Genomic DNA, 12312 nt, shown 5'->3' on the forward strand with positions numbered 1-12312 from the left:
CGGGGCGGCGGCTCCCGGCGGCGCGCCGCTGCCGTGGGCCTCGCTGACGCTGATGTCCACCGGCCCCGGCGCGATCGACCCGGCCGAGGCGGAGCGGACCGGGCTGCTGGTCGAGGTCCTGCCCACGATGGGCCTGGAGGAGATCTGGCAGGTGATGCAGCAGATGGAGAAGGCCGACGGGGAGCGGGCGCGCCGCCTGCCGTCCCCCGAGGTGGCCGCGTTCCTGCACCGCCGCTGGCTGGCGAACGTGCCGCAGGCGCTGATCACCACCGGCGGCCACCTGGTCGCCGCGCCGGACCGGGTGGCCGAGCTGGCCGCCGCGGTCGCCGCCGGGCTGCCCGCCCTGGTGGTCTCCGGCGTCCACGACTACGCCTGGCCCGTCCCGGAGCAGACCGCGATGGCGGAGCGGCTGGGGGCCCGCCGGGTGGTCGTCGCGGACGCCGGGCACTCCCCCAACGCCGAGCAGCCGGCGGCCACCGCCGAGGCGCTGCTGGCGCACTGGGTCTGACCCCGCCCGGCCCCGGCCGCCGCGGCTACCGCCGCCCACCGCCCCGTACCGCCGCCCGCCCGGCTCCCACCGGCTCCGGAGCACCCCTCACCGCCCCGGAGCGGGACCCCGATCAACCGGCCGCCGCGGCCCCCTGGTACAAGGGGGCGACAAAATTCGTTAGTTGCGGTAATATTTGATTCAGTCCTGGAAACATCGTCGACAGTGACGTCGGCACATGGTCGACGCGATCCATCCGAAACCAGGACGTTACGGACGGGCAATGGCCCGGTAGCAGCGCCACCGCAGTGTGGTTCACGAGGGCCATCGGCGCCCTTGGCAATCAGGGGGGAGCCCTCTTTGCCGCGACAGCAGCCGGTCGACGACTCGACCCGACAGACCCCGAAAGGGCTGATACCCACTCAGCCACGACCGCCCCGCGCCGCGGGGCCAGGAAAGGAAACGCCCATGCGCTTCGAGATCCTCCGACTGGACGACGCCCACGGCACCGCCACCGACCGCGTGATCGCCGACGCCGAGACCGTCCGCGAGCTCGTCCAGGCCGCCGCCCGCACCGGCGAACGCCTGCTCATCCGTCCGTGCCCGGCCGTCTGACCGGGCCGGCCGCCGCGGAGTCCCCGGACTCCGCCGCCGCCGGGCCCGACGCGTCCGATCCGGACGTTCCCATACCCGACTGACGCCCCGTCATCGCCGCAGCGAGCACGGGGCGTCAGCGCTTTCGGACCCTCCCGCTCCGGCCCCTGACGCGAACACCGGTCGAACACGGCTCGAACTCCGTCGGGGCGCACCCCGGCGCACACCCCCGACGTTTGCCGCCGCCCCCCGCTGGACATTTCCCAACGGGAGCCGCCCGCACCGCGCCCACCCCGCGCCGGACGGGCACCCGCCACCGACAGGTGCCGCCGAGCCGCCCTCCGTACGGGTGATCGTCCTTGACGCGGCGGCCCGGAGGGAGGAGCGTTGTCGGCTATGAGGGGCGAGCCAAGCTGCCCGAGGTGCGCCGGTCGGGTCCGCGCTCCCGGTCTGTTCTCAGACACCTGGCAGTGCGACCGGCACGGCGCCGTGCACCCGATGCAGCCGGTACTGCCCCCGAGCATCGAGGCACTCGGCGTCGCCGTCGCCCGTTCCCAGGTCCCCGTCTGGCTGCCCTGGCCGCTCCCGGTCGGCTGGCTCTACACCGGCATCGCGCACGTCGGCGACGACATCTCGGGCGCCCGGGCCACCGCCGTCGCCTGCTCGGGACCGGCCCCGCTCGGCGGCTTCGGCGAACTCGTGCTGGTGGCCGAGGAACTCGGCGTGGGCCTCGGTGCCCGGTACGCCGGACTGTCCGGCCCCGACCCGGGCGAGTCGGTGGCCCTCTACAAGCCCGCCGACGCCAAGCTGATGGCGGCCGGCCGACCGACCCCGATGTTCCATGTGCCGGACGCCCCGGCGGACCGCGCGGTGTTCGTCGGCGAGGCCCGCGGGCTCTGGCTCTGGGCCGTCGCCTGGCCCGAGCAGTCGGCGCTGGTGATGTACGACGAACTGGTCCTGACGGACCTGCGGGAGGCCGGCGCGGAGCTGGACCTGCTGCCCTGCGGCGCCCTGTCGCCGCACCTGCTCGGCTGACGCCCCGTCCGTCGCCGGGAGGCCGGCCGCCGCCGCACTATCCTGGGCGGCACCCCGCCGGCCCGCCGCGCCGGCCCCCAGCGCCGGCCCGCGCCGCGCCGACTCCGAGGAGCACGCCCGTGCGCATCGACCTCCACGCCCACAGCAATGCCTCCGACGGCACCGACACCCCGGCCGAACTGGTCGCGGCGGCCGTCGGGGCCGGGCTGGACGTGGTGGCGCTGACCGACCACGACACGGTGGCCGGCCACACCGAGGCGGCCGACGCGGTGCACGCGCTGCCCGCCGGCACCCGGCTGACGCTCGTCCCGGGCGCGGAACTCTCCTGCGTGGCCGGCGACATCTCGATGCACCTGCTGGCCTACCTCTTCGACCCGGCCGAGCCCGCCTTCGCGGCGGAGCGCGAGCTGGTGCGCACCGACCGGTTCCGCCGGGGGCGGGCGATCGTCGAGCGCTGCCGCGAACTGGGCGCGGACATCAGCTGGGACCAGGTGCGGCGGATCGCCGGGGAAGGCTCGGTGGGCCGTCCGCACATCGCCAGCGCGCTGGTCGAGGCGGGCGTGGTGGCCTCGGTGTCGGACGCGTTCACCGCGGACTGGCTGGCCAACGGCGGGCGAGCGGACGTCCGCAAGCACGAGACCGACCCGGTCACGGCGGTCCGGCTGGTCCGGGCGGCCGGCGGGGTGCCGGTCTTCGCCCACCCGGGCGCGGTGAAGCGCGGACGGACCGTCTCCGACCAGGTGATCGCCGACCTCGCGGCGGCCGGTCTGGCCGCGCTGGAGGTCGACCACATCGACCACGACGAGCCGACCCGGGCCCATCTGCGCGGCCTCGCCGCCGAGTTGGGGCTGCTCACCACCGGCTCCAGCGACTACCACGGCAGCCGCAAGACGGTCCGGCTGGGCGAGCACACCACCGACCCCCAGGTGTACGAGGCGCTCGTGGAGCAGGCGACCGGCGCAAAGCCGATCGGCGGCTGAGCCCGGGGGGCGCTCCCGGTCCGGCTGCCGCGCGCCCGGTCGCCCCGGGCCCGGCCGTCAGTCCAGGGCGACGCCCCGCCGCTCCGGGTCGCGCAGATCGGTCCCGTGCTGGAGCCAGCGCTCCTGGAGCGCCGCCGCGCCGTGCACCCGCTTCCAGCCCGCCTCGTTGGGGGTCATCGGCAGCAGCGGCAGGAAGTGCACCGGGTCGGCCGGCTCCTCCAGTTCCAGGTCCTCGACCAGCCCGCCGGGCTCGGCCGCCAGGACGGAGGTGAACGGCGCGCCGTCCCAGAGCGGGGCACCGAGGTCCAGCGAACCGCCGGGGGCCACCACCAGGCCCTCCACCTGCGGCGTGGCCGCGAAGGTGGCCAGCGGACGGAGCACGCCGTCGCGCCCGCCTCGGATCGTCAGCACGAGCTCCGCGCGCGGGCCGCGGACCTGGTCGGCGACCGCGGCGCTCGGGTCGGCCATCGGCGCGGCGGACATGCCGAGCGTGGCGTAGCGGACCAGGCCCTCGGCATCGGGGCCGAAGCGCAGCACCTCGATCCGGTCGGCACCGAGGAAGGTCACGGCGGCGCGGCCGCCCGGCTCGCCGAAGGTGGTGAGCAGCCGGGCCTCGACGGCGGCCAGGACCGCCGTCCGGGAGGGGCCGTGCGCGCTGCCGCCGGAAGGGTCGCCGAAGAGCGGGAAGTCGTGGGCCATGCCGGTGAGCGTAACCCGCGGCCCCCGGGCCGTTGGCACGGCCTTTACGTGAACGCGGGCGCGACGAGGGCCGATCGGATGTTAGTGTGAGCGACTGGCCACCGGGGAGTTTTCCCTCCTCCGGGGCAGCGGCGCGAAGGAGGTGGTTGCGGTGGATACCAGCCGACCATGCAGTACCGGCAGCTCTACCCGGCCCGGACGCCTTCCCCGTACCCCTCGCCACGCGGACTGAAACAGCGGGCCCTGGGAGTCTCGGCGACAGCCGACCGGCTTCCCCACCGGCACCCTGGTTCCGTCCCTCCGCGCGGACGGCACGGCGGTCCTCCGGTCCGGCCGGGAGAGCACCCCACCGACGTCCGGTCGTTCCGTTCCGTGTGCCCCTAGCAAGGCCCGGGAGCGACCGCAGGCGCCGGATTCCATCGGTGTTCCTCCGCCGTCGCCCCGCGGCCGTTCGTCACCACGCCGTCGTGCGGCGGTTCCTGCCCCAGGGAGCCTGCCATGTCGATGATCAACAGCCTGCGCGCAGCCGTCCGTACCAACCGCCGCCGCACCGCGGCGGGCCTGTTCGACTCCATCCACCCGGGTGAGACCCCGTCGGCCGTGGTGGACTGCGCGGTCTACCAGCACGGCCGGCGGCACGGCGAGACCTGCAGCCCGCGCGACGCCGCCCGGCTGGTCAAGGCCTCGAAGCAACTGCCCGAGGGCGAGGGCTCGTTCAGCTGGATCGGCCTGCACGAGCCGACCGAGGCGGAGTTCGAGGGCATCGCCCAGCGCTTCGGGCTGCACCCGCTGGCGGTCGAGGACGCGGTGCACGCGCACCAGCGGCCGAAGGTCGAGCGGTACGACGACGTGCTGTTCGCCGTCTTCAAGACGATCCGGTACGTCGACCACGACCAGCTGACCCCGACCAGCGAGGTGGTCGAGACCGGCGAGCTGATGGTGTTCGCCGGCCGGGACTTCGTCATCACCGTGCGGCACGGCGGGCACAGCTCGCTCAAGGAGCTGCGGCACCGGCTGGAGGCCGACGCGGACGGCACCGGGCTGCTGGCCAAGGGCCCGTCGGCGGTGCTGCACGCGATCGCCGACCACGTGGTGGACAACTACATGCTGGTCGCGGACCAGCTGCAGACCGACGTGGACGAGATCGAGTTCGAGGTGTTCTCCAACCGGGGCGGCCGGGGCGCGGACGTCGGGCGGGTCTACCAGCTCAAGCGCGAGGTGCTGGAGTTCAAGCGGGCCGTGGCGCCGCTGCTGCGGCCGATGCAGCAGCTGTCGGAGCCGCTGCAGCGGCTGGTCGACCCGGAGATCCAGAAGTACTTCCGGGACGTCGCGGACCACCTGGCCCGGGTCACCGAGCAGGTGCACGGCTTCGACGAACTGCTGAACTCGCTGCTCCAGGCCAATCTGGCGCAGGTGTCGGTGGCGCAGAACGAGGACATGCGCAAGATCACCGCCTGGGCGGCGATCTTCGCGGTGCCCACCATGATCACCGGCGTGTACGGGATGAACTTCGACTACATGCCCGAGCTGCACCACCGCTACGGCTACCCGATGGTGCTCGGCAGCGTGGTGCTGATCTGCATCGGCATGTACCGGGGCTTCCGCCGCAACGGCTGGCTGTAGCCGGGGCCCGCGGCTACAGCTCCGGCCGGTCGGCGGACCGCTTCCGGTCGGCTCGGGCGACCACGACCAGGCCGAGCAGGATCAGCACCACCGCCGGGTAGGCGGCGGCCGGCGGCCACTGGCCCAGCCAGAGCGCGGCGATCAGCGCGGCCCCCGGGGTCTCCAGCAGGATCGCGGTGGAGGTCACCGAGGGGCCGAGGGTGCGCAGCACCCGGTTGCTGAGCGAGTGGCCGAGCAGCTGGGCGGTGACCATCAGCAGCACGATCTGCCACCACGCGCCGGCGGGCCAGCCGGACAGCGGCGTCCCGGCGACCAGGCAGACCGCGAGCAGGACGACCGCCGTGGTGGCGTAGCAGACCAGGGTGTACGCGGTGGTGCTGACGGTCCGCCGGACCTCGGCCCCGAGCAGCATGTAGCCGGCCGCGGCGAGACCCGCGCCGAGCGCGAGCGCGTCACCGGCCAGGGCCCGCGGCGAGAGCGAGAGGTCGACGCCGGTGAGCACCAGGACGCCGGCGAAGGCGGTCACCGTGCCGAGCCACACCATCCGGGGCGCCCGCACCCCGAGCAGCCGCATCAGCACGATCGTCCACAGCGGGGTGGTGGTGACCAGCGCGGTCGCGGAGGCCACCGAGGTCATCCGCAGGCTGGGCATCCACAGTCCGAAGTGGACGGCGAGCAGCACCCCGGCCGCCATCGCCAGCAGCAGCGCGCGCCGGGGGACGGCCCGCAGTTCGGCCCGGTGGCGCAGCAGCGCGTAGGGGCCGAGCACGCCGACCGACATGAGGTTGCGCCAGAAGGCGATGGCCAGGGCGGGTGCGGCGGTGGCGCTGATCAGCGGGGCGGAGAGCGAGATGGCGCCGACGGAGACGGCCAGCAGCAGCAGGTCGGTCCTGGGGAGCGGGCCCGCGGTGGCGGCGGGGGCGGTGACGGGGGTGGTGGCGATGGGGAGGGCGGCGGCGTCGCTCTCGGGCCGGGCGGCGGGCACGGCGCTCCTCTGGATCCGGTCGGCGGTACGGGCGGCTCCTACCGTAAGGCCCGTGCGGCGCCCATGGAACTGTCGCCCGAACCGCGAGACACCGCCCCCGGCGCAGGCCGTACGCTGTGCGCCATGGACCGTACGCCTGCCGCAGCCGCGACCGCCGACGACTTCCTCGACCGGGCCCTGCTGGAGGAGGCCGCGAAGAAGTCCGGCCTGCTCTGGGTCAGGGCGGACGGCCAGGAGCACGGGCGGGCGCTCTGGCACGCCTGGCACGACGGCGCGGTGGTGGTGGTCGGCGACGGCGCCGAGCAGCCGCTGCACGGGCTCACCGGCGGGGCGGGCGCGACCGTCACCGTCCGCAGCAAGGACAAGGGCGGCCGGCTGACCGGCTGGCCGGCCCGGGTGGTCGAGCTGGCCCCGCGGAGCGAGGCCTGGCAGGGCGCCGTCGAGGAGCTGAAGGGCAAGCGGCTGAACGCGCCGGACACCGACGCCATCGCCGACCGCTGGGCCCGCGAGTGCCGGGTGCTGCGGCTGGAGCCGGCCGGGACGTCGGGCGCCGAGCTCACCGAACGGCCCGGGTCGATGCCGGAGGACTCGCACGTGGCGGCGCCGATGCCCACCCCGGCCACCACCCGTCGGCCGATCCCCGCCGGGCTGCCGAAGCTGCTGCTGAAGCGCCGCAAGGGCTGACGCGCCGCCACACCCGGCCCCCTCCCGGTCGGGCCGCCTCCCCCGGTCGCCCGATTCGCCCGTTTTCACCGAGCCCGGGCGGAGATGCCCGAGTAGCCTTGGCCGCGGGGCGTGGCCGCGCCCGGCCGGGCGTCCGCGAGGCGCGTCGAGCGAGGCGAGGGAGACCGGAGTCCATGGCAGGACCAGGCAGCCGCGTCTTCATCTCGCACCTGTCCGGCATCGCCGTCTTCGACCCGAACGGCGACCAGGTCGGCCGGGTCCGGGACGTCGTGGTCGCCCTGCGGATCGGCGGCCGGCTGCCCCGGGTGCTCGGCCTGCTGGTCGAGGTGGTCGCCCGGCGCCGGATCTTCCTGCCGATGACCCGGGTGACCAGTCTGGAGTCCGGCCAGGTCATCACCACCGGCGTGATCAACATGCGCCGCTTCGAGCAGCGCCCCGCCGAGACCCTCGTCCTCGCCGAGCTGCTCGACCGCACCGTCACCTGGACCAAGACCGGCCAGGAGGTCACCGTCCTGGATGTCGCGATGAGCCAGACCCGGCTGCGCGAATGGGAGATCGGGAAGGTCTTCGTCCAGGTGGGCCGGGTCGGCCGGCTGCGCAAGGCCCGCGGCGAGACCGTCACCCTGGACTGGCAGGACGTCACCGGCTTCACCCTGCCCGAGGAGGACCAGGGCGCCGCCAACCTGCTCGCCACCTTCGACCAGCTGCGCGCCGCCGACCTCGCCAGCGTGATGCACCACCTCTCCGCCAAGCGCCGCGCCGAGGTCGCCGCCGCACTCGACGACGAACGGCTCGCCGACGTCCTGGAGGAGCTGCCCGAGGACGACCAGGTCGAGATCATCGGCAAGCTGAAGGACGAACGGGCCGCCGACGTCCTGGAGGCGATGGACCCGGACGACGCCGCCGACCTGCTCTCCGAACTGCCCGGCGACGAGGCCGAGCGCCTGCTCCAACTGATGGAGCCGGACGAGGCCGAGCCGGTCCGCCGGCTGCTGAGCTACGAGGAGAACACCGCCGGCGGCCTGATGACCACCGAGCCGATCGTGCTGGAGCCGGACGCCACCGTCGCCGAGGCGCTGGCCCGGGTGCGGATCTCCGACCACAAGCCGGCGCTGGCCGCGCAGGTCTTCGTCTGCCGCCCGCCGAACGAGACCCCGACCGGCAAGTACCTGGGCACCGTGCACTTCCAGCGGCTGCTGCGCGAGCCTCCGTACACCCTGGTCGGCTCGCTGGTCGACGACGACCTCGACCCGCTGCCGCCGGACACCCCGCTGTCGCTGATCACCAGCTACCTGGCCACCTACAACATGGTCGCCGCGCCGGTCGTCGACGAGGCGGACCACCTGGTCGGCGCCGTCACCGTGGACGACGTGCTCGACCACCTGCTGCCGGAGGACTGGCGGGAGGCCGCGCTGCACGGCGGTCCGGGCGAGGAGCACGCCGACGGACGGGACGAGAGGGAGGTGACCGGTGGACGCTGACCGCAAGGGCCGGCGCGAGGAGACCCCGCGCCAGCGGCTCCAGGGCGAGCTGCGGGAACTGCGCCAGCTGCGCGAGCTGCGCGCCCGCGAGGGCGCCAGGGACCGCCGGGCCGAGCCCGCCCCCGCGGGCTCGTCCACCCGCAGCCGGCTGGACCAGCCGCGCACCGCCCGCACCGGCCTGATCAACCTGCCGGCCTACGACCCGGAGGCCTTCGGCAAGCTCTCCGAGCGGATCGCCCGCTTCCTCGGCACCGGACGGTTCATCGTCTGGATGACCGTGGTGATCATCCTCTGGGTCGCCTGGAACACCCTGCTGCCCGACGTGGTCCGGTTCGACGACTACCCCTTCATCTTCCTGACCCTGATGCTCTCCCTCCAGGCCTCCTACGCGGCGCCGCTGATCCTGCTCGCGCAGAACCGCCAGGACAACCGGGACCGCGTCAACATGGAGCAGGACCGGGCCCGCAGCGACCGCAACATCGCCGACACCGAGTACCTCACCCGCGAGGTCGCCGCCCTGCGCCAGGGCCTCGGCGAGGTCGCCACCAGGGCCTTCATCGCCTCCGAGCTGGGCAGCGTGCGCTCCGAGATCCAGTCGCTGCTCAGAGAGATCGACGAGCGCCGGGAGGCCTCCGGGACGCTGTGACCCGCGGCACGCCACCGACCGGACGAGGCCCCCGCGCGGCGCCGTACCATCAAGTCATGGCCAACGAGACAGAGGTCGCGGCCGGCGTCACGGAAGAGTCCGTACGCCAGGCGCTGTCGACCGTCAACGACCCGGAGATCAACCGCCCGATCACCGAGATCGGCATGGTGAAATCGGTCGGGATCGGCGAGGGCGGCGCCGTACGGGTCGAGGTCTGGCTGACCGTCTCCGGCTGTCCGATGCGCGACACCATCGTCACCCGGGTCCGCGAGGCCGTCGGCCGCGTCCCCGGCGTGACCGAGGTCGAGGTCGAGCTCGACGTGATGAGCGACGAGCAGCGCAAGGAGCTCTCCCAGCTGCTGCGCGGCGGCGCCCCCGAGCGCGAGATCCCGTTCGCCAAGCCCGGCACCCTGACCCGCGTCTACGCCGTCGCCTCCGGCAAGGGCGGCGTCGGCAAGTCCTCGGTGACCGTCAACCTCGCGGCCGCGATGGCCGCCGACGGCCTGAAGGTCGCCGTGGTGGACGCCGACATCTACGGCCACAGCGTGCCCCGGATGCTGGGCGTCGAGGGCCGGCCCACCCAGGTCCAGGACATGATCATGCCGCCGCAGGCGAACGGCGTGAAGGTCATCTCGATCGGCATGTTCACCCCGGGCAACGCCCCGGTGGTCTGGCGCGGCCCGATGCTGCACCGCGCGCTGCAGCAGTTCCTGGCCGACGTCTACTGGGGCGACCTCGACGTCCTGCTGCTGGACCTGCCGCCCGGCACCGGTGACATCGCCATCTCGGTGGCCCAGCTGGTCCCCAACGCGGAGATCCTGATCGTCACCACCCCGCAGATGGCCGCCGCCGAGGTCGCCGAGCGGGCCGGCACCATCGCGGTGCAGACCCACCAGAAGATCGTCGGCGTGATCGAGAACATGTCCGGCATGCCCTGCCCGCACTGCGACGAGATGATCGACGTCTTCGGCACCGGCGGCGGCCAGACCGTCGCCGACGCGCTCACCCGCACCGTCGGCGCCACCGTCCCGGTGCTCGGCTCGATCCCGATCGACGTCCGCCTGCGCGAGGGCGGCGACGACGGCCGCCCGGTCGTCCTGGCCGCGCCCGACTCCCCCGCCGCCACCGCCCTGCGCGCCGTCGCCGGCAAGCTCGGCGGCCGCCAGCGCGGCCTCTCCGGCCTCTCCCTCGGCCTCACCCCGAAGAACAAGTTCTGACGGGACGACAACGACGCGCGACGACGCGCACACGACAGGGGCCCGCCGGTTCGAACCGGCGGGCCCTGTCGTGTGCGCGGGGCGCCGACCTACGGGCGGGTGTAGGCGGTGAGGTCGGGGACGGTGGCGAAGCCGGCGCCGTAGGCGCTGATGCCGCGGCCGTAGGCACCCAGCAGGACGCCGGGGGCCTCGCCGGCCAGGACCCAGCCGTACTCGGACTCGCGGTAGCGGAAGGGCTGCGGCAGGCCGTTCACCGGGAGGCTGAGGGTGGACCAGCCGGGGCCGTCCAGGTCGTCGGCGAGGTCCCAGGCGAGGGCCGACTGCTGGTCCAGCCAGTCCTGGCGCAGCGCGCGGTCCAGTTGGCCCGGCCAGGTCGCGGCCAGCAGGCCGGAGCCGGCCAGCCAGGCCGCGGAGGCGGCGGAGGTGGCTTCCAGGGTGCCGGTGTTGTCGGCGCTGCGCCGGCTGTCCCGGCGGGCGACGGTGACGGCCACCGCGAACTTGCGCATGTCGCGCGGCTCGTACTGGCGGGCCGGCTCCTCGCCGTGGCCCAGGCTGCCGTAGTCGACGGTGCCGTGCGCGCCGGAGCGCGGGCCGCCGAAGCCGCTCGGCAGCAGGAAGCGGCGGCCGGACCAGCCGGCGTCCAGGCCGTACCAGGGGAAGTCCGCGGACAGGTAGGGCACCAGCGGGTCCGCCGGGCCGGCCTGTCCGCCGACCATGGGTCCGCCGGCCGTGGCCGTTCCCACCGCCTGACTCGTCGCGTCCATCCCCGGGGCCTCCTCAACGACGTTGCCTGCCGTGGTGCGCTCCCATCGTGGCGCACCTCGGCGCCCCCGCCGACCGACTTGGGCCCGGACGGGGCCGGAAGTGACGGACGGCACAGCGGGAACAATCAGCACAATAGCGGCGCGCACGCCGGGGCCCGCTCAGCCGTGCGGTTCGGCGGGGCGCGAAGGAGCTCCGACGGAGCCGTGTTACGTCGCGTCGGGGTCGAACGGGGGGCGCTCGCCCGGGGTGAGGGGGGCGCCGGCGGCCGCGGCGGCCGGGGCGGCGGCGGGCTTGTCGAAGGAGACGCTGCCGTTGCGGCCGTGCCCGTTCACCGGGGCGGCCGGCTTGTCGTCCAGCACCGAGCGGATGTCCAGGGACTCCCGCATGTCCTTGAGGCCCAGCGGGTCCTCCTCGCCGCCCATCAGCTGCTTGCGGACGAAGGTCTTCGGGTTGAGGTCCTCGAACTCGAAGTCCTTGAACTCGGGACCCAGCTCGCTGCGGATGTCCTCCTTCGCGGTGTCCGCGAAGGACCGGATCTTCCGGATGAACCCCATGGTGTCCTGGATCAGCTTCGGCAGCTTGTCCGGACCGAAGATCACGATGGCCATGATGGCCAGGGTCAGGACCTCCAGTGTGCCCACGTCACTGAACACCAAAGCTCCCTACGGTCGCGGGCGGATCGGACAAACGCTCCCCACAGCGTAATGGCCATCGGCGGGTCCATGACCCCCGGTGTGATGAAGCCGTGGTGAAGACCCGCCGATGACCGCGGACCCGAAGGGCCCGGTGAGGTCTATCTGTTCTCGTGGTGCAGTCCGGCCACGCCGGAGCTCGGCGTGCGCTCGGGGAGGTCGTGCGGCGGCATCGCGCCCCGGGTGACCGCCACCGGGCGGACCGGCAGGTCCGCCGCCGGCACCTGGGCGTTCATCGGGACCATGCCGCCCCGGCCGCCACTGCCGGCCGGGCTGACCACGGTGCCGTGCTGGTCCTCGCCCGGGCCCGCGATGCCGCCGACCCCGCCGAGCGTCACCGCGGCCACCGAGAACGCCCCGGCGGCGGCGAAGACGAAGCGCCGACCGCGCGGCGGGACCGGCCGGACCACCGGGGTGATCGCGG

13 protein-coding genes and 1 pseudogene are annotated in these 12312 nt (G+C 74.2%); 9 read left to right on the plus strand and 5 right to left on the minus strand.

What is annotated here, in order from left to right; translation table 11 throughout:
- From BI06_RS50865 to BI06_RS18025, 4 genes are all read left to right on the plus strand, one after another.
- Positions 1–508, plus strand: a 508-nt coding sequence (locus tag BI06_RS50865) for an alpha/beta fold hydrolase (RefSeq protein WP_369826144.1), incomplete at its 5' end; no start/stop codon positions are given.
- A gap of 447 nt (positions 509–955) precedes the next feature.
- Complete coding sequence (locus BI06_RS52445) at positions 956–1102, plus strand: hypothetical protein (RefSeq protein ID WP_094745504.1); 147 nt, start codon at positions 956–958, stop codon at positions 1100–1102.
- A gap of 375 nt (positions 1103–1477) precedes the next feature.
- Complete coding sequence (locus BI06_RS18020) at positions 1478–2116, plus strand: DUF6758 family protein (RefSeq protein WP_063764179.1); 639 nt, start codon at positions 1478–1480, stop codon at positions 2114–2116.
- A gap of 119 nt (positions 2117–2235) precedes the next feature.
- Positions 2236–3096: a PHP domain-containing protein gene (locus BI06_RS18025; protein WP_043469120.1), complete on the plus strand. Its 861-nt coding sequence runs from the start codon at positions 2236–2238 to the stop codon at positions 3094–3096.
- Between the two features lie 57 nt (positions 3097–3153).
- Here BI06_RS18025 and BI06_RS18030 read toward each other — a convergent pair whose 3' ends face one another.
- Positions 3154–3795, minus strand: coding sequence for a suppressor of fused domain protein (locus BI06_RS18030; RefSeq protein WP_078879826.1), 642 nt, complete (start codon positions 3793–3795; stop codon positions 3154–3156).
- Between the two features lie 498 nt (positions 3796–4293).
- Here BI06_RS18030 and corA point away from each other — a divergent pair, with 498 nt between their 5' ends.
- Complete coding sequence (gene corA / locus BI06_RS18035; RefSeq protein WP_030392949.1) at positions 4294–5418, plus strand: magnesium/cobalt transporter CorA; 1125 nt, start codon at positions 4294–4296, stop codon at positions 5416–5418.
- A gap of 13 nt (positions 5419–5431) precedes the next feature.
- On the opposite strand, the gene BI06_RS18040 is transcribed toward corA, so the two are convergent.
- Positions 5432–6403 carry a DMT family transporter gene (locus BI06_RS18040; RefSeq protein WP_369826145.1) on the minus strand — a complete coding sequence of 324 codons (972 nt, stop codon included), beginning with the start codon at positions 6401–6403 and terminating at the stop codon, positions 5432–5434.
- Positions 6404–6526: 123 nt separating this feature from the next.
- Between BI06_RS18040 and BI06_RS18045 the strand changes: the two genes are divergently transcribed.
- The 4 genes from BI06_RS18045 (at position 6527) to BI06_RS18060 (ending at position 10431) form a co-directional block, all read left to right on the plus strand.
- Positions 6527–7087, plus strand: coding sequence for a hypothetical protein (locus BI06_RS18045; protein ID WP_051741220.1), 561 nt, complete (start codon positions 6527–6529; stop codon positions 7085–7087).
- A gap of 173 nt (positions 7088–7260) precedes the next feature.
- Positions 7261–8568, plus strand: a complete 1308-nt coding sequence (locus BI06_RS18050; RefSeq protein WP_030392952.1) for a magnesium transporter MgtE N-terminal domain-containing protein — start codon at positions 7261–7263, stop codon at positions 8566–8568.
- Between the two features lie 49 nt (positions 8569–8617).
- The gene (locus BI06_RS18055) at positions 8618–9214 is read left to right on the plus strand and encodes a DUF1003 domain-containing protein (protein ID WP_051741392.1); all 597 of its coding nucleotides are present in this window, start codon (positions 8618–8620) and stop codon (positions 9212–9214) included.
- Between the two features lie 56 nt (positions 9215–9270).
- Entirely contained in the window at positions 9271–10431 is a 1161-nt protein-coding gene (locus tag BI06_RS18060) for an Mrp/NBP35 family ATP-binding protein (RefSeq protein WP_030392954.1), read from the plus strand.
- 89 nt (positions 10432–10520) lie between these two features.
- Here the strand turns inward: BI06_RS18060 and BI06_RS18065 are convergent, their stop codons facing one another.
- The 3 genes and pseudogenes from BI06_RS18065 to BI06_RS50870 all read right to left on the minus strand — a co-directional run.
- Positions 10521–11195 (minus strand): hypothetical protein, encoded by a 675-nt coding sequence (locus BI06_RS18065; RefSeq protein WP_030397155.1) that lies wholly within the window; start codon positions 11193–11195, stop codon positions 10521–10523.
- A 207-nt stretch (positions 11196–11402) separates the two neighbouring features.
- Complete coding sequence (locus BI06_RS18070) at positions 11403–11849, minus strand: sec-independent translocase (protein ID WP_030397154.1); 447 nt, start codon at positions 11847–11849, stop codon at positions 11403–11405.
- 140 nt (positions 11850–11989) lie between these two features.
- A pseudogene (locus BI06_RS50870) lies at positions 11990–12312 on the minus strand (hypothetical protein); the annotation flags it as partial.

It is taken from the genome of Kitasatospora sp. MBT66 (assembly GCF_000710405.2).
GTDB lineage: Bacteria > Actinomycetota > Actinomycetes > Streptomycetales > Streptomycetaceae > Kitasatospora > Kitasatospora purpeofusca.

Coding starts and splice junctions, on each gene's coding strand:
- BI06_RS52445 (WP_094745504.1), top strand. CDS start 956: ATGCGCTTCGAGATCCTCCGACTGGACGACGCCCACGGCACCGCCACC.
- BI06_RS18020 (WP_063764179.1), top strand. CDS start 1,478: ATGAGGGGCGAGCCAAGCTGCCCGAGGTGCGCCGGTCGGGTCCGCGCT.
- BI06_RS18030 (WP_078879826.1), bottom strand. CDS start 3,795: ATGGCCCACGACTTCCCGCTCTTCGGCGACCCTTCCGGCGGCAGCGCG.
- corA (WP_030392949.1), top strand. CDS start 4,294: ATGTCGATGATCAACAGCCTGCGCGCAGCCGTCCGTACCAACCGCCGC.
- BI06_RS18045 (WP_051741220.1), top strand. CDS start 6,527: ATGGACCGTACGCCTGCCGCAGCCGCGACCGCCGACGACTTCCTCGAC.
- BI06_RS18050 (WP_030392952.1), top strand. CDS start 7,261: ATGGCAGGACCAGGCAGCCGCGTCTTCATCTCGCACCTGTCCGGCATC.
- BI06_RS18060 (WP_030392954.1), top strand. CDS start 9,271: ATGGCCAACGAGACAGAGGTCGCGGCCGGCGTCACGGAAGAGTCCGTA.
- BI06_RS18065 (WP_030397155.1), bottom strand. CDS start 11,195: ATGGACGCGACGAGTCAGGCGGTGGGAACGGCCACGGCCGGCGGACCC.